The sequence below is a fragment of the Streptomyces sp. BJ20 genome, assembly GCF_022869105.1.
Taxonomy (GTDB): domain Bacteria; phylum Actinomycetota; class Actinomycetes; order Streptomycetales; family Streptomycetaceae; genus Streptomyces; species Streptomyces griseoincarnatus.
In genome coordinates this window covers 1,655,449-1,674,614 of record NZ_CP094918.1, presented here as the reverse complement: position 1 = coordinate 1,674,614, position 19,166 = coordinate 1,655,449, and the positions used below count along the sequence as shown (strand labels likewise).

Genomic DNA, 19,166 nt, shown 5'->3' with positions numbered 1-19,166 from the left:
TGTGCTACCACACTACAAAGGCGGAGTGACACTCCGCACGTACAGCAAAGGGAGCGGCCCCGTTGTCCCGGGAACCGCTCCCTTCACGGCGTCTTACTTGGCGCCCGCCGCACCGCGGCGGATGCCGAGGCGCTCGACCAGCGCACGGAAGCGCTGGATGTCCTTCTTGGCGAGGTACTGCAGCAGCCGGCGGCGCTGACCGACGAGGATCAGCAGGCCACGGCGGGAGTGGTGGTCGTGCTTGTGGGTCTTCAGGTGCTCCGTCAGGTCGGAGATCCGACGGGACAGCAGAGCGACCTGGACCTCGGGGGAGCCGGTGTCACCCTCCTTGGTGCCGAACTCGGAGATGATCTGCTTCTTCACTGCGGCGTCGAGCGACACGCGTACTCCTCGTGATCTGTGAGTGGCCACCGAGTGCCCCCGGTCTGCTTCTCGGGGGGTCTTCCATGACTCGGAAGGCGGGGATCCGCTGGGCGCGGCCTCCAGAGCGGGTGGCTCCGGGGGTGCGTACACATACGGCCGTCGGCCAGAGTACCAGGTGGTGACGGGCCGCTTTCCCCCGGTCGGTCGAACCCGCCGGAAGGGAAGGGGCTGGCCACTAGGGTGAGCGCTCGGATCGATCGTACGTCGGGAAGGGGTCGCTGGGGCATGGCGGAGACGGCTGAGGAGATCAAGGCACGCAAGGAGCGGGAGAAGAACGAGCTCTACGCCCTCGACATCTCCGGTGTCGAGTGGCACGGCGCGCCGGGCACGGAGGAGCACGAGGAACGGGTGGAGATCGCGTACCTGCCCGGCGGCGCCGTGGCCATGCGGTCCTCGCTCGACCCGGACACCGTCCTGCGGTACACCGAGGCGGAGTGGCGCGCGTTCGTGCTGGGCGCGCGCGACGGGGAGTTCGACCTGGAGCCGACGGAGCGCGAGGCGTAGTCGTCCGCTTGGGGGTTCGGCGTCCGACGGTTCTCCGTCGGACGCCGCGCCTCGTCATGCGGCACAGCTGTGCGCGCATCAGCACGGCCACGCCCGTGGCGAGGGCCAGCAGCTGCGCCCAGAGCCCGCCGGAGACAGCGAGCACCAGGGCCGCGCCCGCCGCCGGAGATAGCGAGCAGCCGTCGGCCAGGCCGACGAGGAGTTCATGGCCGCGCCTGGCCTGAGCCCGGATGCGCTCGGCGTCGACCGGCTCGTGGGGCCGGGGGTCGTTGCCGTAGGTACTGCGCGGGGCGGTGTCCGGCATCTCGAAGCCGATGGGCAACCGGGCGAACCGCAGGGAGACGCCCGGCAGGAAGGCGAGGGCGCCGACGGCGACCGGGGCGCACAGGGCGGCGATCTCGTCCGGGGTCCAGTTCCTCAGCAGAGCCGCGAAGGAGGCGAGCAGCGCGAGGCCCGAGGTCACGGAGGAAGCGACGAACGGGCCGTCGCCGCTCGGGGAGCACAGGGTGAGGATCAACGAGGCCACCAGCACGGCCGCACAGGCGAGAAGAAACTGCAGCTTCCGATGCCCTGTCCCCCCTTGTCCCTGGGAGAGCGACAGCAGTCCTGAACCCGCCACGCCCATGTTGGGCAGCAGGCCCAGCACCACGGCTCCGGCGCGGTCGTCGTGGACGCGGGCACGCACGCAGCCGAGGACGACGAGCAGGAGACCGGCGACGCCCGCGAGAACACCGGAGGTTGTCCATGTCGTGCTGCGGGTCGGCGGTCCAGGCCGCGGCCGGCAGTACGTCACGACGCAGCCGACCGATGCGGAAGTGGGGCTTCTCGGCACACCGCGGTGGATGAACTGACGTCCGGGGTACGGAATTTCGGTGGGGTCGGCGCGCTTTCGTCCCGGTTCCGGGAGTGCGGGCCGCCCTTGCCTCGCGGGCGTGACGCAGGCGTGCCGCGGGCGTCGGAGACCGAGCGAAGGGCGGGCCTCCCGGGGGGACCGTCGTGGTGATTAGGCTGGTACCGGTGTGACGCCAGAACCTGTCGTACGGGTACGGGCGTCCTGACGGGGAGGGCAGATGGTCGCCCCCAGCACGGCACAAGGGTGCTCGACCAACCAGGAGGAACTGTGAGCAGCGATCGGGACGGTACGCACGGGAGCTGGGCGACCCCCGGCGATGACCAGCCCGACGCGGAGTCCGCCGTCGAGACGACGGGCGAGTTCACCATCGACTACGCGCCGCCGGCCTGGTACACGCAGAACGCCTCGGAGGCGTCTTCTCCGGCCTCGGCCGCCGGTTCCTCCACTTCCGCCCCCCACTCGGATTCCGTATCCGAGCCCGAGCCCGAGCCCGAGCCCGAGTCCGGCTCCGGTTCTGGTGACTGGTCCAATTCGCCTGCGGGTTCCGGTGATTCGGGGGCTTCGGGGGCTTCGGGGGCTTCGGCTTCGGGGGCTTCTGAAGGTTCCTCCTCCTTGGCCGCCGGGGCCGTTCCGCCGCTGCCGGGGCTGACTCCGCCGCCACATGCCGTGGGGGCCTCCGGGCCGTCCGCCCTTCCGACGCCTCCGGTGCCCCCGGCGCCGGCTCCCGGGGCGCCCTTCACGCCCCCCGCGCCGGCGTCCGCTCCGGGCGCCCCGTTCACGCCGCCCGCGCCCGCGCCCGGTGCGCCGTTCACGCCTCCCCTGCCGCCCTCCGGAGGGCCCGCCGCCGTGCCGCGGCTGCCGGTGGGGAGCGGCTTCGAGCCTCAGCAGCCGGAGCCGGGCGCGCACGAGGAGAAGCAGGAGGAGAAGGAGCCTGAGACGCCTCCCTCGGACGCTTCTCCGTCTCCTGCCGCCGTGCCCGTCATGCCGGTCGGGCAGGAGCCGTCGCAGCACATCGAGCCGTCCGACGGCACCGACAAGGGCGACATCGAGAGCGGCGCCACCATTCGTTTCTCTGCCGCCGCCCTGAAGCGTGAGATCGCTGAGCGCGACGCGGCGGCTGCCGAGGCGGAGAAGGCGAAGGAGGAGGCCACCTCCGGGGCCGGCGACGCGGCCGACGCCGGGGCCGAGACCGACGCCGGGGCCGAGACCGTCTCCGAGGCCGTTCCCGGTTCCGACAGCCGCGTCGACACCGGCAACTCCGAGGCTTCGGTTGAGCCTGTGGTCGTGGAGTTCGAAGCCTCCGAAGGTTCGGCCGAGTCCGGTGACGACGCCGACGAGCGAGAAGGGCTCGACGCCGACTCCTTCGGTCCCGAGGACGTCGAAAGCGCCGCTGCGGTCGACGCGGACGACGAGGACGAGGCGGCCGACGACGTCGCGGACGAGGTTCCGACAGTGGCCGAGGGCGAGGACGAGCCTCAGGACTCCGTGCCGTCCGACGACGAGCCCGAGGACTCCGTCCCCGCCGGCGTTGACGAGCAGAAGGACGAGCCCGAGGATGCCGTCCCGGCGTCGGTCGACGCTCCTCAGGCGCCTTCGGCTCCGCCCGCGTTCCCGACTGTTCCGCCGACGGGTGGCGACTGGTCCGTGCGGCCTCCGCAGCCGCAGGCGCCGGAGGGCGGCGCGACCGCTCCGCAGGCGCCGTTCCAGCCGCAGGCGCCCCAACCGGCGCCGGCTGCCTGGAACCCCCCGCCGGTGCCTCCGGCACAGCCGACACAGCCGGCAGCTGCGGCGCAGCAGCCGCCGCAGGCTCCGACACCACCCGCGCCTCCCGCCGGGTACGGCTTCCCGCCCGCCGGGCCCACACAGCCGCCCGGATACGGGTTCCCGCAGCCCGCCGCACCGGCGCAGCCGCAGGCCGAGCCCTCCGCACAGCAGCCACCCCAGGCTTCGACACCACCCGCACCCCCCGCCGGATACGGCTTCCCGCCCGCCGGGCACACACAGCCACCCGCCCAACAGCCCGGATACGGCTTCCCGCAGCCCGCCACACCGGCGCAGCCCCAGGCCGAGCCCTCCGCACCCGCCGCACAGCAGCCGCCGCAGGCTCCGACACCACCCGCACCCCTCGCCGGATACGGCTTCCCGCCCGCCGGGCCCACACAGCCGCCCGGATACGGGTTCCCGCAGCCCGCCGCACCGGCGCAGCCCCAGCCGCAGCCGGGTGCTCCCAACCCGCCCGCCGGGTACGGCTTCCCCCAACCCGGTCCCGCCGCCGGCGCTCCGGCTGGGCCAACTCCCCCGGCCCAGCCCAGCGGTTACGGCTTCCCTCAGCAACCCACCCCGCCCGCACAGCCGCAGCCGCAGCCGCACCCCGGCCAGCCCCAGCCGGCCCACCCCGGCGTACCACCCCAGGCTCAGCCCCCGCAGGCGCCCCAGGCCCCGGAGGTCCCGCAGGCAGCCCAGGCTCCGCAGCCGCCCGTCGACCCGCGGACCGGCACCGCCTGGCCGCAGCCCGTGCAGCACGACCAGCGTCAGCCGGTCAACCCCGGTGCCGCGCCTCTCGGTTACACGGCCGCCGTCGAGCTGTCGTCGGACCGCCTGCTCAACAGCAAGAAGCAGAAGGCGAAGAGCAGTCGTCCCGCGACCGGCGGGTCACGGTTCAAGCTGGGCGGGAAGAAGGAGGAGGCCGAGCGGCAGCGGAAGCTGGAGCTGATCCGCACGCCGGTGCTGTCCTGCTACCGCATCGCCGTCATCAGCCTCAAGGGCGGCGTCGGCAAGACGACCACCACCACCGCGCTCGGCGCCACGCTCGCCAGCGAGCGGCAGGACAAGATTCTGGCGATCGACGCCAACCCGGACGCCGGGACGCTCGGCCGCCGTGTGCGGCGCGAGACCGGGGCCACCATCCGTGACCTCGTCCAGGCGATCCCGTACCTCAACTCCTACATGGACATCCGGCGGTTCACGTCGCAGGCGCCCTCCGGCCTGGAGATCATCGCCAACGACGTCGACCCCGCCGTCTCCACGACGTTCAACGACGAGGACTACCGGCGCGCGATCGACGTGCTCGGCAAGCAGTACCCGGTCATCCTCACCGACTCCGGCACGGGTCTGCTCTACTCCGCCATGCGCGGGGTGCTGGACCTCGCCGACCAGCTCATCATCATCTCCACGCCGTCCGTGGACGGTGCGAGCAGCGCCAGCACCACGCTGGACTGGCTGTCGGCGCACGGTTACGCGGACCTCGTGTCCCGGTCCCTCACCGTCATCTCCGGTGTGCGCGAGACCGGCAAGATGATCAAGGTCGACGACATCGTGTCGCACTTCGAGACGCGCTGCCGCGGTGTGATCGTCGTGCCGTTCGACGAGCACCTGGCCGCCGGCGCCGAGGTCGACCTCGACATGATGCGGCCCAAGGTGCGCGAGGCGTACTTCAACCTCGCGGCGATGGTCGCCGAGGACTTCGTCCGGCACCAGCAGTCGCACGGGCTGTGGACGTCCGACGGCAACCCGCCGCCGGTCGCCGCCCCGCCCCTGCCGGGCCAGCCCATGCCGGGCCAGCCGGTCCCGGGCCAGCCCTACCCCGGTCAGCCGGTTCCCGGACAGCCCATGCCCGGGCAGCCCGCCCCGGGGCCGTACGTGCCGGGTCAGGCCGTCCCAGGCCAGCCGGGCGGGTACCCGCAGCAGCCTCAGCCGCCGCAGCACCCCCAGCAGGCGCCGCAAGCCCCACAGGCACCTCAGCCCCAACCGGGCCAGCCCTACGCCCACCCGGGACACCCGGTACAGCCGGGACAGCCGGGACACGGACAGCCGGGTCACCCCGGCCAGCCCCCGGCCCAGCCGGGCCAACAGCCCCACCCCGGCCAGCAGGCCCAGCCGGGCCAGCAACCCCACGCAGATCAGCCGGCCCACCCGGGCGAGCAGCCACAGCCGGGTCACCCCTACCCGCAGGCCCCCGGCCAGCAGCCCTACCCGCCGTACCCCGGCCAGCCCGGCCCCGCGCAGCAGTAGGGCGCCAGGGCACAACCGGACCCCATCCCCACCGCCCGTACAGGAATGCGGCCCCTCCGAACGAGGGGTCGCTTCGGCGCTGGACTCCTGCGCGGTCGAGGACCAGCCGTTGCGTGACGCGCGGGCGGGGTGGCGGGCGGCCTGCGTACGAGTCGGGCGGCTCGCGGGCCGAAGGCGCGGGGCCGGTCCGGCGGCGCGAGGGCGTCCCACACCCCGGCAAGGAGGCGAGGCCCCGCACCCCATGACTCCCATGAAGACCGCGCTGCTCAGCGCGAACCGCGTGCGCGTCGCCTTGCCCGGGCGGCACGGCGCGCCCGACGCCCTGGCCGTGGACGGGGTCGATCTCGGCATCCGGCGCGGCGAGATCGTCGCCCTGGTCGGTGCGTCGGGGTGCGGCAGGACCACTCTGACCCGCACACTGCTGGGACTCGTCGCTCCGAACGGGGGCGGCGTCGTCTTCGACGGACGGCCCTTGGAGTACTCCGGGCGCTCCCTGAAGGCGTACCGCGAGCAGGCGCACTTGGCGTTGCAGGACCCGAGCCGCTCACTCAAACCCCCGGCACACCGTGTACGACGCGGTGGCCGAAGAGCTGCGCACCCACGGCCACCACGGTGACGAACAGGCGGCCGTGACCGAGGCGTTGTCCCGGACCGGGCTGCGGCCGCCGGAACGCTTCTTCCTTCGCCATCCTCACGAGCTGTCCTGCGGTCAGCGAACCCGAACTCCCCTTCGGCGACGCGCCGGTGGCGTCCCTCGACGGGTCCGTACGCGGCGAGACCCTGGCGCTGCTCCTGCGCCTGCGCGACGGACTCGGGCTGTCCACGCTGGTCGTCACGCATCGCCTGGGGCCGGCCTGGAACATCGCCGACCAGGTGGCGGTGACGTAACTGGGCCGGATCGTGGAGACGGGCCCGGTGGAGCAGATGCTGACCGCTCCCCGGCACCCTTGCACGCAGGCGCTGCTGTCGGTGCTCCCCGAGGCGCCCGGCGCCCCCGTGGTCCTCACCGGTGAGCCGCCGGACCCGTCCCGCGTCCCGTCCGGCTGCCGATTCCACGCGCGCTGCCAGATCCCGGCGGGCGACGAGGCGGAACGGGCGGGAGTGACCGAGGCGTACCGGGCACGCGTCCCAGGGGTCCTGAGCGGCGACGGCACCGCTCAGGCCGCGTGCCACCGGGCGGCAGCACGCCGACCGGAGGGCGACGGCTCAGGCGTCCTTGTCCTGCTCGGCGGCCGCGACGAGCTCCTTGCACCGCTCGACGTCCCGCCCCATCTGCGCCAGCAGTTCGTCCAGCGTGTCGAACTTCGCCTGGCCGCGCACGAACGCCAGGAAGTCCACGGCGACGTGCAGCCCGTACAGGTCGAGGCCGACGCGGTCGATGGCGTACGCCTCGACGGTCCGCTCGGTGCCGTCGAACTGCGGGTTGGTGCCGACGGAGATCGCCGCCGGCATCGCCTCGCCCTGGGCGTGCAGCCAGCCCGCGTACACCCCGTCGGCGGGGATCGCGGTGTGCGGGAGCGTCTCCACGTTGGCCGTGGGGAAGCCGAGGTCGCGGCCGCGCTGGGCGCCTCGGACGACGACGCCCTCCACGCGGTGCGGGCGGCCCAGGATCTCGGCGGCGCCCTCGACCTGGCCCTCGGCGACCAGCCGGCGGGTCAGCGTGGAGGAGAACGGCTCGCCGCCGCCCGCCTCACCGGACACGAACAGGTCGACGACCTCGACCTCGAAGTCGTACACCTTGCCCTGCTCGGCGAGGAACTGCACCGTGCCCGCGGCCTTGTGGCCGAAGCGGAAGTTGGGGCCCTCGACGACGGCCTTGGCGTGCAACTTGTCGACCAGCACCTTCACCACGAAATCGGCCGGCGACAGCTTCGAGAACTCGGTGGTGAAGGGCAGCACCAGCACCGCGTCCACGCCCAGCTCCGCCATGAGCTCCGCGCGCCGGTGGTGCGGGGCGAGCAGCGGCGGGTGGCTGCCCGGGCGGACCACCTCGCTGGGGTGCGGGTCGAAGGTGACGACGACCGCGGGGACGCCGAGCGCGCGGGCGCGGTCCACGGCGTGCCGGATGATCAGCTGGTGACCGCGGTGCACCCCGTCGTAGGAGCCGATGGTGACGACGCTGCGCCCCCAGTCGTGGGGGATGTCCTCCAAGCCACGCCAGCGCTGCACTGTGACTGCTCCTTGTCGAAACCTTGTCGGACGAACCCGAGTCCGTGGACTTCTCTGCGCAGCTCTAAGAGTGCCATGCCGGGCCGCCCCGTCTCGCATCGGCATGGGGGCTGTGTGACGACGTGCACGCGCCGGGCGGCGTCAGACGGGCACGGCCACGCCCGTCAGCTCGTCGATCACCTCCCGGGTGGCGGGTCCGACGAGCGGTCCCCAGACGTGCGGGGCGTCCGTGAGCCAGCCGGCCACCGCCGTCGCGAGGCCCGGCACGTGGCGGGCCAGATCGGCGAGGGTGCGGTCGAGGCGGACGGTGCCCTCGGCGGTGCGGACGAGCAGCAGTGCCGTGCGGTGGACGAGCACCCGCAGCTCGGGACCGGTGTTGCGGGCGGCGGCGCGCAGAACCGCGTCGAGCACGCCGGGGTCGGTCTCCCGGTCGAGGAGCGTGTCGAGCAGGCCGCGGCGCAGGGGGCGGGAGGCGGAGGTGCAGGGCGCGGCGAGGACGCCGGCGAGGGACTGCCGCAGGAGGCGCGGGCCGCCGTCGAGCAGTTCGGTGAGCAGCAGACGCAGCACCGCGCGGACAGCGGGGCCGAGGTCGAGGCGGCGGTCGGCGTACTCCGCGACACAGCCGGTCAGCTCGGGTCGCCGGACGGTCGCCTCCCGGACGAGGGCGGCGACCGGCCGGGCCAGGGCGGGCGTGGTGGCGTCCGCGAGGGCGCGGAAGGTGTCGTCCGGGTCCGTGCCCTGCGTGAGCCGTGCGCGGAAGGCGTCGAGGACGGGCTCGGTGTGCGTGGTGAGGGCGTCGGTGAGCGCGCTGGGCGGGAAGTGCGGGTCGCCGGCCGCGAACCGTTCCAGGGCGCGGGCGAGGTGGCGTCCCCTGCTGTCCGGGTCGCGGACGAGGAGGGCGAGGGCGCCGCCGTGCAGGGCGCGGTCGGCGGTGCGCACCAGGACCGCGAGGGCGGCGTACCGCAGCAGGGTGCGGTCGCCGAGGTCGCGGGCGTACGGCGCGACGCGCAGGCCGTGGGTGACGGCCGCGGCGCGGCGCGCGGGGCGCGGGTCCTCCGCCCAGCGGTCGACGGCCCTGCACAGGGCGCCCGGCTCCTCCTCGGCGAGCACGGCGAGGAGTTCGTCGGCGCGCCGGTGCGGGCTGTCGACGAGCGCATCGGTCAGCGCGTCGGGCGCGGCGTGGCGGTGGGTGTGCAGCAGGGCCTGTGCGGCGGTCGCCACGGTGGCGTGCGGGGTGGCCGGCAGGGGCCGCTCGTCGTCGAACCAGCGGATCACGTACGGCAGGACGGTCGCGGGGTCGGCGGTGAGCAGCCCGGCGACGGCGTCGAGGAAGCGGGGGCCGCTCTCGCAGGGGGGCCCGTCGGCCAGGACCAGGCGGCGCAGCAGGGCGCAGCGCGCCTCCACGGGCAGCCGCAGCCGCGTCCAGAAGGCGGGACCCAGTTCGGGCGGGACGGTCCGCCGCTGCTCGCGCCAGGCCACGACACGGTCGGCGAGCAGCCGCAGCACGTCCGTGTACGGGCTCGCGTCGGGGACGCGGGTGAGGACGCCGGTGAGCAGGCGTGAGGCCCACCAGGAGCCGGGGTCGGCGTCCAGGGCGTGCGTCAGGTCCGCGAGGCGGGAGGCGAGCCGGGCGGGGCCGTGCCGGCGGGCGAGGCACAGCAGCGCCTCGACGACGGGGCCGATGCGGTGGCGGGGCACGGGGTCGGTGTCGGCGGCGGGGGCGTGCACCAGGGTGTGCAGGGCGCCGTCGAGGTCGAGGTGGGCGCCCTGGAGCCAGTCCGCGAGCTCCTCGTGCCCGAACCGGTGGCCGTGCCCGGCCGGGACGAGCAGCCCTTCGGCGAGCACGGCGTCCGCCCATCCGGGCGCCGTGCCGCCGTGCTCGTCGAGGGCGGTCCCGGGTCCGGAGGCGGGGAACAGCTCCCCGAACGACGCGCGGTCCAGCACCCCGTCCTCCGTGCCGAGGCAGCGGCGGGCCGCCTCGTGCGCCTTCCCGGCGGCCCGTACTGCCAGTCGGCGTACGGCGGTGCCGCGGGCGCCGAGTCCTCCGGCGAGGCGCTGGGCGATCCGCAGGCACGTCAGGTCCAGGTGGGCGGCGAGCACGTCGTCGCGGTCGACGGGGCCGTCGGGCGTCGTCGCGGCGACGTCGGAGCGGACCTCGGCGAGCAGCCGCAGGGTCAGCGGGTGGGCCGCGTCGGCGTCGGTGACGGCGCCCTCGGGGATGCCGTGGCGGGCGCGGGCCTCGCGTGCCTCGTCGGCGGTGAGGTCGCCGAGGACCACGCACGGCGGGAGGCCCTCGGGGCCCGCGCTGCCATAGTGCAGCAGGGCGGGCGGGTAGCCGGCCTCCTCCCAGTGCGCGGCGCCGCAGGACACCACCAGGCGGGTGCCCGTCGCGTGCAGCCGGCGCACGGTCTCCTCGGTCCACGCGGCGCGCCGCCGGTACAGGCCGGGCGCCATCTGCTCGGGGTCGTCGAGGAGGAGCAGCAGGGGGCGGCCGGCGGTACGGGCGAGCGCGGCGAGACGCTCGGGCGCGAGATCGCCGAGGTCCTGCGGCGGGAACGGCAGCGAGGCCGTCACGTCGGCCGCGGCCCGCTCGAGGGCGCGGCGGGCGGCGTCCGCGACCGAGGTGTCGTCCTCGCGCAGGTCGGCCCCGCGCAGCCACAGCGTGGGCAGGCCCGCGCGGTGACGGCGGGCGGCGAGCGCGGCGAGTTCGGTGCTGCGGCCGCTGCCGGGCGGCCCGACGAGGCCCAGGACGGTCGCCTCGCCCTGCTCGAATGCGTACAACTCGGCACGGACGCCGACCCGTTCGACCGGTTCCACGATCGGCTGCGGGCCGTGGCGGGCCGCCGAGGCGGCGGTGAGCCCGACCAGCCCGGCGAGGTTGAGGTCGGTCCCGTACGCGGGGACCGTGGCCGCGTTGTCCATGAGCAGCGCGGCGAGGGCGGGGACCGTGGGACGGAGGGGGACGGCGAAACCGACGTCGGAGGCGGCGGTGCGCAGCGCGGTGCCGAGGACGCCGACGACGGTGCCGGTCGCCGGGTCGAGCACGGGGCCGCCCGCCGCCCCGCCGCCGAGCCGCAGCGCGTCCCGCCCGGCCGTGCCGACGGCCAGTTCCAGGGCGCCGGGGACGCGGTGGGCGCGGTCGGTGGCGGTGTACGTGACCGTGGTCGTCCCGAGCACCCGCGCCTCGCGCCAGCCCCCGGCGGGGATCCGCACGTACGCGCCGGTCCGCACGGTGTCCCGCGAGGTGACGGGGAGCGGGGCCACGCCGAGGTCGCCGCCGCGGACCAGGGCCAGGCCGAGGGCGGGCAGCGGGACGACGGCGTCGGCGGTCACGATGCTGTGGCGGCCCTCCGCGCCGTGCAGCACGAGACGGGGCAGGCCGTCGACGGCCTCGTGGCTGGTGATCACGGTGCCGTGGCGGTCGGCGACGAAACCGGTGCCGCGGGGGCGGCCGGCCAGGTCGTGGAGCGCGACCAGCCCGGGGTCCGCGGTGGGCCGGAACCGCTCGAGGGCGTGCCCCGGGGCGTCGAGCGACGGCATCATGGAACCTCCTGCCGTGCCGTACCTGGTGCCTTGCCCGTGACCTTAGGGCCCCGAAGATCAGCAGCGCAGCGTGGCAGGAGAACGCGCCCCCTTCCACTCCCCCACTTCACTCCGAGCGCCCGCACGTGAGGGTGAACAGGGAGGGGGTGATGGATAGACCCTAGGCGTGGGGGAACCGAGGGGGGCCGTGGAGCGGCGCAGAGCCGACCCCGTGCCGCGCCGCTCCACGGACGGCCTCCTCCTGGGGGCTGCGCCCCCAGACCCCCTTGTCGGCCCTGGCGGGCCTCGTCCTCAGACGCCGGACGGGCAGGAAGTGGCCCCTCCGGGCCTTCGAAGGACGAGGCCGGACGGGCTGAACTCAGCCCCTCCGGCGTTTGAGGAGCGGGGTCCGGGGCCCTGAGACCTGGTGCCCGGCGCGGTATCTCGCCCCGGGGCGGCCGGCCCCGCGGAACTGGCCCCGCAGGGCCGTCCTCACGTGGCGAAGACCGCCACGCTCTTCGCCTTCCCCCGCTGCTCCTCCACGAGCACCAGGAACCGCCCCTCCGGCCCGAAGACCGCCACCGGCCCCCGGCCGGCGTACTCCTCCGGCATCTCCAGGCGGACGCCGTTCGTCAGCAGCTTGGCGCGGCGTTCGTCGACGTCCCAGCGGGGGAACGCGGCCGCCGCGGCCTCGGCGATCGGCATGACCGTCAGCTTCTCCTGGAGCTCGTCCAGGGTCTTCGCCGCGTCCAGCCGGTACGGCCCGACGCGGGTGCGGCGCAGCGCGGTCAGATGGCCACCGACGCCCAGTCCCGCGCCCAGGTCGCGGGCGAGGGCGCGGATGTAGGTGCCGGAGGAGCAGACGACGGAGACGACCAGGTCCAGCACCGGGGTGCCGTCCTCGGCGACGGCCTCGCGGACGTCGTACACGGAGAACGACGAGACGGTGACCGGCCGGGCGGGGATGTCGAAGTCCTCGCCGTCCCGCGCCCGCTTGTAGGAACGCACCCCGTTGATCTTGATGGCGCTGACCTTGGACGGCACCTGCATGATGTCGCCGGTCAGGGCGGCGATCCCCGCGTCGATGGCCTCGCGGGTGACGCGTGAGGCGTCGGCGGAGGCGGTGATCTCCCCCTCGGCGTCGTCGGTGACGGTGGTCTGGCCGAGCCGGACCGTGCCGAGGTACTCCTTCTCGGTCAGCGCCAGGTGGCCGAGGAGCTTGGTCGCCCGCTCGACGCCGAGGACGAGCACACCGGTCGCCATCGGGTCGAGGGTGCCGGCGTGGCCGACCCGGCGGGTGCGGGCGATGCCGCGCATCTTGGCGACCACGTCGTGCGAAGTGAAGCCCGACGGCTTGTCGACGATGACAAGGCCGTCGGGCGGGGTCTGCTTCTGGGTCATTCGGCGGTGTCGTCCGTCTCGTCGTCTTCCGGCTTGCGGTACGGGTCGGCTCCGCCGGCGTACGCGGCGCCCGCGGACGCCTCGCGCACCTTGGCGTCGGACTGGCGCGCCTTGTCGAGGAGGTCCTCGATGTTGCGCGCGGTGTCCGGCAGGGCGTCCATGACGAAGGTCAGGGTGGGGGTGAACTTCACGCCCGCCGCACGGCCCACCTCGGAGCGCAGCACGCCCTTGGCGGACTCCAGGCCGGCCGCGGCCGCCTCCCGCTCCTCCTCGTCCCCGTACACCGTGTAGAAGACGGTCGCCTCCCGCAGGTCACCGGTGACCCGGGTGTCCGTGATGGTGACGTGCGAGCCGAGCCGCGGGTCCTTGATCCCGCGCTGCAGCTTCTGGGCCACCACCTCTCGGATGAGGTCAGCCAGCCTCTTGGCACGCGCGTTGTCGGCCACTGGTCCGTCTCCTTAAGTGCTTAACGTCTTGCTTCAGTCTTCGTCGCTGTGGAGCCTGCGTCGAACCGAGAGCAGTTCCACTTCGGGCCGTCCGGCGACCAGCCGCTCGCAGCGGTCGAGGACGTCGGTGATGCGGTCCCATTCCCCGGCGACCACCGCGAGGCCGATCTCGGCCCTGCGGTGCAGGTTCTGGTTCCCGGTCTCCGCCACGCTGACCGCGTACTTCCGCTGCAGTTCGGCGACGATCGGACGGACGACGGAGCGCTTCTCCTTGAGCGAGTGGACGTCGCCGAGGAGCAGGTCGAAGGACAGAGTCCCCACATACATGTGTGCATCCGGATGACCCGCCGGTTCGGGATCAGGGACCTCCCCGGCCCGGACGGAGCCGGTACTCCGGGGAAGGGCGCCGCAGCGGCGCCGGTACGGGAACCGTACACGCAACGGCCGGGGCCGATCGACGGAAATACGCTTCCGCCGACCGGCCCCGATCGTGCTGCTGCGGTCAGACGCGCGGCTTCTCGCGCATCTCGTACGTCGCGATGACGTCGTCGACCTTGATGTCGTTGAAGTTTCCGAGGTTGATACCGCCCTCGAAGCCTTCGCGGATCTCGGTGACGTCGTCCTTGAAGCGACGCAGACCCTCGATGTTGAGGTTCTCCGCGACCACCTTGCCGTCGCGGATGAGGCGCGCCTTGGTGTTCCGCTTGACCTCGCCGGAGCGGATGAGAACACCCGCGATGTTGCCCAGCTTGGACGACTTGAAGACCTCGCGGATCTCCGCCGTGCCGAGCTCGACCTCCTCGTACTCCGGCTTGAGCATGCCCTTGAGGGCCGCCTCGATCTCCTCGATCGCCTGGTAGATGACCGAGTAGTACCGGACGTCCACACCCTCGCGCTCGGCCATCTGCTGCGCACGCCCGGCGGCGCGCACGTTGAAGCCGATCACGATGGCGTCGGAGCCCATCGCCAGGTCGATGTCGGACTCCGTGACCGCACCGACGCCGCGGTGCAGGACGCGGATGTCGACCTCTTCGCCGACGTCCAGCTGGAGCAGCGAGGACTCGAGGGCCTCGACCGAACCGGAGGCGTCACCCTTGATGATCAGGTTCAGCTGCTGGACCTCGCCGGCCTTGAGCACCTTGTCCAGGTCCTCGAGGGAGACGCGGCGCGTGCGCTTGGCGAACGCGGCGTTCCGCTCACGGGCGGCACGCTTCTCGGCGATCTGACGGGCCGTACGGTCCTCGTCGACCACCAGGAAGTTGTCGCCCGCACCCGGGACGTTGGTCAGGCCGAGGACCTGAACCGGCGTCGAGGGGCCGGCCTCGGCAACGCTGTTGCCGTTGTCGTCGTGCATCGCCCGGACGCGGCCGTACGCGTCGCCGACCACCATGGTGTCGCCGACCCGCAGGGTGCCTCGCTGGACGAGGACCGTCGACACGGCACCGCGGCCGCGGTCGAGGCGGGACTCGATCGAGATGCCCTGCGCGGGCTGGTTCGGGTTGGCCCGCAGGTCGAGCGAGGCGTCGGCGGTGAGGACCACGGCCTCCAGCAGGGAGTCGATGTGCAGACCCTGCTTGGCGGAGATGTCGACGAACATGGTGTCGCCGCCGTACTCCTCGGCCACCAGGCCGTACTCGGTCAGCTGACCGCGCACCTTGGTCGGGTCGGCGCCCTCGACGTCGATCTTGTTGACCGCGACGACGATCGGGACCTCGGCGGCCTTGGCGTGGTTGAGCGCCTCGACCGTCTGCGGCATGACGCCGTCGTTGGCCGCGACGACGAGGATCGCGATGTCCGTCGACCGCGCACCACGGGCACGCATGGCGGTGAACGCCTCGTGACCCGGGGTGTCGATGAAGGTGATCTTGCGCTCTTCGTCGTTGACCTCGGTCGCGACCTGGTAGGCACCGATGTGCTGGGTGATGCCGCCGGCCTCGCCCGCGATGACGTTCGTCTTGCGGATGGCGTCGAGGAGCCGGGTCTTGCCGTGGTCGACGTGACCCATGACGGTGACGACGGGCGGGCGGACCATCAGGTCCTCCTCGTCGCCCTCGTCCTCGCCGAACTCGATGTCGAAGGACTCGAGGAGCTCGCGGTCCTCCTCCTCCGGGCTGACGACCTGAACCGTGTAGTTCATCTCGTCCGCGAGGAGCTGGAGCGTCTCGTCGGAGACGGACTGGGTCGCGGTGACCATCTCGCCGAGGTTCATCATGACCGCGACGAGCGACGCCGGGTTGGCGTTGATCTTCTCCGCGAAATCGGTGAGCGACGCACCGCGCGACAGGCGAATGGTCTCGCCGTTGCCGCGAGGCAGCATCACGCCGCCGACCGACGGGGCCTGCATGGCCTCGTACTCCTGGCGCCTCTGCCGCTTCGACTTACGGCCACGACGCGCGGGACCGCCGGGACGGCCGAAGGCGCCCTGCGTGCCACCGCGGCCACCGGGACCGCCGGGACGGCCACCGAAGCCGGGACGGCCACCGCCGCCGCCGAAACCGCCGCCCGGACGGCCGGCGAAGCCGCCGCCGCCACCGGGACGACCGGCACCGCCACCGCCGCCGGGACGGCCGGCGAAGCCGCCGCCACCACCGGGACGGCCGCCGCCACCGCCGGGACGGCCCGCACCGCCCGGACCACGGCCGCCGGGGCCGGGACGCGGGCCGGCAGCGGGACGCTGCGGCATCATGCCGGGGTTCGGACGCGGGCCGCCGGGACCGCCGCCGGGGCCACCGCCGGGACGGGGACCGCCCTGCGGACGGGGCATGCCGCCCGGAGTGGGACGCGAACCGCCCGGAGCCTGCGGACGCGGGCCGCCGCCCTGGCCGGGGGCCTGGGGGCGGGGACCGGCGCCGGGGGCGCCGGGACCGGGACGCTGGCCCTGCGGGCGCGGAGCCTGCGGACGGGCCATGCCGGTGGAGCCACCCGAGGTGAACGGGTTGTTGCCGGGGCGCGGACCGGCCGGGCGGGCGCCCGGACGCGGAGCACCGCCACCGGGACGCTGACCCTGGCCTGCCGGACGGCCCTGGCCGCCCTGGCCCTGACCGGGACCGGCGGGACGGCCGCCGGGCTTGGGAGCGCCGGGACGGGCGCCGCCGGGCTTCGGACCGGACTGGGCCGGGGACGCCGCGGGCGGGGCCTGGAACTCGGGGGCGGCCGGCGCCGGACGCGGCGCGGGGCGCGGGCCCGGGGTCGGACGCGGACCGGAGGACGGCGCGGGCGCCGAGGGAGCCGCCGGCGGCTGGGCCGCGGCGGGCTTGGGGGCGGCCGGCGGCTTCGGAGCAGCCGGACGCTCTCCCGCTGCCCCAGCGGCGCGGGAGGGGCCCCCGGCCTGCGCCGGAGAGGGCGCGGCGGGCCTGGGGGCGGCCTTCTTGGGCGCGCCGGGCTTCGCGGCGGACCTGCCGTTGCCCCCGCCCTGCTGGAAGGCGTCTGTCAGCTTGCGTACTACGGGCGCTTCGATGGTCGAAGACGCCGAACGGACGAACTCACCGAGTTCCTGGAGCTTGGCCATGACGACCTTGCTCTCTACACCGAACTCCTTGGCGAGTTCGTATACCCGGACCTTAGCCACTTCGCTCCTTTGAGGTCCGGGTTGCGTCCGGACCGTCGCTAGTTCATGGGCGTACTCATCGCGTACTCATCGAGTGCTCATCGCAATCTCGACCTGCTTTCGACTCGCGAGGTACCAGGCCGCACGGGGGTTTCCGTACGGCAAGTTCTTACGTGTTGCCTGTCAGTCGGCACGGAGCCGCTGCTCAGCAACCTTGTGCCTGCTCGACGTAGTGGCGCAACGCCTTTACGTCGAGCGGTCCCGGGACGCGGAACGCCCGCGGGAACGCCCTGCGGCGCACCGCCTGGTCGAGACAAGCCGGTACGGGGTGCACATACGCACCCCGGCCGGGCAGCGTACCGCGTGGATCCGGGACGCATGCGTCCTCGATCACCACGATCCGCAGCAGCTCGCCCTTGACCGCTCGCTCACGGCACCCCACGCACGTGCGTTCGGGGCACACGCCAGCCTGTGTCCGGCCAGACACTCCTCAGTCTACCTCCCCGAACCGACCTCACCCCTCCGGGGCAAGAATCGAACACCGCCACGAGCAAAGCTGTCGTGATCTCAGCCCATCGCGGCCTGGATCTATTCCCCGGCCTGCTCCGTGTCCGGCCGGATGTCGATCCTCCAGCCGGTGAGCCGGGCGGCCAGACGGGCGTTCTGCCCCTCCTTGCCGATGGCGAGCGACAGCTGGTAGTCCGGCACGGTGACCCGGGCGGACCGGGCCGCCAGGTCGACGATCTCCACCTTGGAGACACGGGCCGGGGACAGGGCGTTCGCCACCATGTCGGCCGGGTCGTCGGACCAGTCGACGATGTCGATCTTCTCGCCGTTCAGCTCCGCCATGACGTTGCGCACACGGCCGCCCATGGGGCCGATGCAGGCGCCCTTGGCGTTCAGCCCGGAGCGGGTGGAGCGCACGGCGATCTTGGTGCGGTGACCCGCCTCACGGGCGATCGCGGCGATCTCCACGGAGCCGTCGGCGATCTCCGGCACCTCGAGGGCGAACAGCTTCTTCACCAGATGGGGATGCGTACGCGAAAGAGTGACGGACGGACCGCGCACACCCTTGGCCACCCGGACGACGTACGACCGCAGGCGCGCGCCGTGCGGGTAGGTCTCGCCGGGCACCTGCTCCTGCACCGGCAGGATGGCCTCCAGCTTGCCGATGTCCACCAGCACGTTCTTCGGGTCGCGGCCCTGCTGGACCACGCCGGTGACGATGTCGCCCTCGCGGCCGGCGTACTCGCCGAGCGTCGCGTCGTCCTCGGCGTCGCGCAGGCGCTGCAGGATGACCTGCTTGGCCGTGGTGGCGGCGATACGGCCGAAATCGGACGGGGTGTCGTCGAACTCGCGGGGCTCCTGGCCCTCCTCGAGGTCGTCGGGGTCCTCCTTCGCCCACACGGTCACATGTCCGGTCTCCCGGTTGAGCTCCACGCGCGCGTGCCGGCGGCTTCCCTCGGTGCGGTGGTAGGCGATGAGGAGGGCCGCCTCGATCGCCTCGACCAGCAGGTCGAAGGAGATCTCCTTCTCCCGTACCAAGCCCCGCAGGGCGCTCATGTCGATGTCCACGGCTACGCCTCCTCTTCCTTCTTGTTGTTCTTCTCGGACGCGTCGTCCTTGCGGTTGAACTCGACCTGGACACGCGCCCCGGCGATGTCGTCGAAGGCGAGTCGGCGCGTGGTGGCCTTGCGGCCCTTGACGCCGGGCACCTCGAGGTCGAGGCCGTCCTCGTCGGCCGCGAGGATGCGGGCGACCAGGTCGCCGCCCTCGGCGAGCTGGAACCGCACCAGTCGGCCGGTGGCGCGCACGTAGTGACGGTGCTCGGTCAGCGCGCGCTCCGCGCCGGGGGTGCCGACCTCGAGGGTGTACTCCGCGCTGCCCATCGCGTCGGTCTCGTCGAGCTTCGCCGAGAGCGCGCGGCTCACATCGGCGATCCGGTCGAGGTCGGCCCCGGTGTCGGAGTCGACGACGACGCGCAGCACACGCTTGCGGCCGACCGTGTCCACGGCGATCTCCTCGAGATCCAGGCCCTGGGAGCTGACGAGCGGCTCCAGAAGTTCTCGAAGCCTCTCGCTCTGGGTCGTGCTCATCCGGGTGACTCCTCGGCCGCGTGTGCTGTTGTGGGACGGTGCGCGTGTCTGCACAAAGGGTATCCGGTCGCAAGGGGTGTTGCCGTCCACCCTTGCCGTCCACCCGGTCGGCGAGGGTGCCGCTGAGGGGCGCCGGGCGGACCTGCGGGTACCGTGATCGCGGGCCCCGCCCGATCTCCTGTTCCCGCCCCGTT

12 protein-coding genes and 2 pseudogenes are annotated in these 19,166 nt (G+C 73.6%); 3 read left to right on the top strand and 11 right to left on the bottom strand.

Annotation, left to right across the window (positions count from 1 at the left end):
- Window positions 1-93 precede the first annotated feature (93 nt).
- The gene (gene rpsO / locus MTR79_RS07830; RefSeq protein WP_006130415.1) at window positions 94-381 is read right to left on the bottom strand and encodes a 30S ribosomal protein S15; all 288 of its coding nucleotides are present in this window, start codon (window positions 379-381) and stop codon (window positions 94-96) included.
- A gap of 267 nt (window positions 382-648) precedes the next feature.
- Between rpsO and MTR79_RS07825 the strand changes: the two genes are divergently transcribed.
- A complete protein-coding gene (locus MTR79_RS07825) occupies window positions 649-927 on the top strand; it encodes a DUF397 domain-containing protein (protein ID WP_033277435.1) in 279 nt (92 codons plus the stop codon).
- Between the two features lie 46 nt (window positions 928-973).
- Here the strand turns inward: MTR79_RS07825 and MTR79_RS07820 are convergent.
- A pseudogene (locus MTR79_RS07820) lies at window positions 974-1,700 on the bottom strand (type VII secretion integral membrane protein EccD); the annotation flags it as partial.
- Between the two features lie 347 nt (window positions 1,701-2,047).
- On the opposite strand from MTR79_RS07820, the gene MTR79_RS07815 reads away from it, so the two are divergent.
- The gene (locus MTR79_RS07815; RefSeq protein WP_244789613.1) at window positions 2,048-5,791 is read left to right on the top strand and encodes an SCO5717 family growth-regulating ATPase; all 3,744 of its coding nucleotides are present in this window, start codon (window positions 2,048-2,050) and stop codon (window positions 5,789-5,791) included.
- A 241-nt stretch (window positions 5,792-6,032) separates the two neighbouring features.
- Window positions 6,033-6,976, top strand: a pseudogene (locus MTR79_RS07810) (oligopeptide/dipeptide ABC transporter ATP-binding protein); the annotation flags it as partial.
- Between the two features lie 21 nt (window positions 6,977-6,997).
- On the opposite strand, the gene MTR79_RS07805 reads toward MTR79_RS07810, so the two are convergent.
- The 9 genes from MTR79_RS07805 to rimP form a co-directional block, all read right to left on the bottom strand.
- Complete coding sequence (locus MTR79_RS07805; RefSeq protein ID WP_048460748.1) at window positions 6,998-7,960, bottom strand: bifunctional riboflavin kinase/FAD synthetase; 963 nt, start codon at window positions 7,958-7,960, stop codon at window positions 6,998-7,000.
- A 141-nt stretch (window positions 7,961-8,101) separates the two neighbouring features.
- Complete coding sequence (locus tag MTR79_RS07800) at window positions 8,102-11,503, bottom strand: serine protease (protein WP_244789612.1); 3,402 nt, start codon at window positions 11,501-11,503, stop codon at window positions 8,102-8,104.
- Window positions 11,504-11,974: 471 nt separating this feature from the next.
- Window positions 11,975-12,883, bottom strand: coding sequence for a tRNA pseudouridine(55) synthase TruB (gene truB, locus MTR79_RS07795; RefSeq protein WP_244789611.1), 909 nt, complete (start codon window positions 12,881-12,883; stop codon window positions 11,975-11,977).
- Window positions 12,880-13,329 (bottom strand): 30S ribosome-binding factor RbfA, encoded by a 450-nt coding sequence (gene rbfA / locus MTR79_RS07790; RefSeq protein ID WP_048460751.1) that lies wholly within the window; start codon window positions 13,327-13,329, stop codon window positions 12,880-12,882. The genes truB and rbfA overlap by 4 nt, the downstream gene beginning before the upstream one ends.
- Window positions 13,330-13,362: 33 nt before the next feature.
- Window positions 13,363-13,656 carry a DUF503 domain-containing protein gene (locus tag MTR79_RS07785; protein ID WP_048460752.1) on the bottom strand — a complete coding sequence of 98 codons (294 nt, stop codon included), beginning with the start codon at window positions 13,654-13,656 and terminating at the stop codon, window positions 13,363-13,365.
- A gap of 175 nt (window positions 13,657-13,831) precedes the next feature.
- Window positions 13,832-16,897, bottom strand: coding sequence for a translation initiation factor IF-2 (gene infB, locus MTR79_RS07780; RefSeq protein WP_078895332.1), 3,066 nt, complete (start codon window positions 16,895-16,897; stop codon window positions 13,832-13,834).
- A 184-nt stretch (window positions 16,898-17,081) separates the two neighbouring features.
- Window positions 17,082-17,363, bottom strand: coding sequence for a YlxR family protein (locus MTR79_RS07775; protein WP_102642147.1), 282 nt, complete (start codon window positions 17,361-17,363; stop codon window positions 17,082-17,084).
- A gap of 101 nt (window positions 17,364-17,464) precedes the next feature.
- Complete coding sequence (gene nusA, locus MTR79_RS07770) at window positions 17,465-18,451, bottom strand: transcription termination factor NusA (protein WP_189366748.1); 987 nt, start codon at window positions 18,449-18,451, stop codon at window positions 17,465-17,467.
- Between the two features lie 2 nt (window positions 18,452-18,453).
- Entirely contained in the window at window positions 18,454-18,972 is a 519-nt protein-coding gene (gene rimP, locus MTR79_RS07765; RefSeq protein ID WP_244789610.1) for a ribosome maturation factor RimP, read from the bottom strand.
- Between the last annotated feature and the right edge of the window lie 194 nt (window positions 18,973-19,166).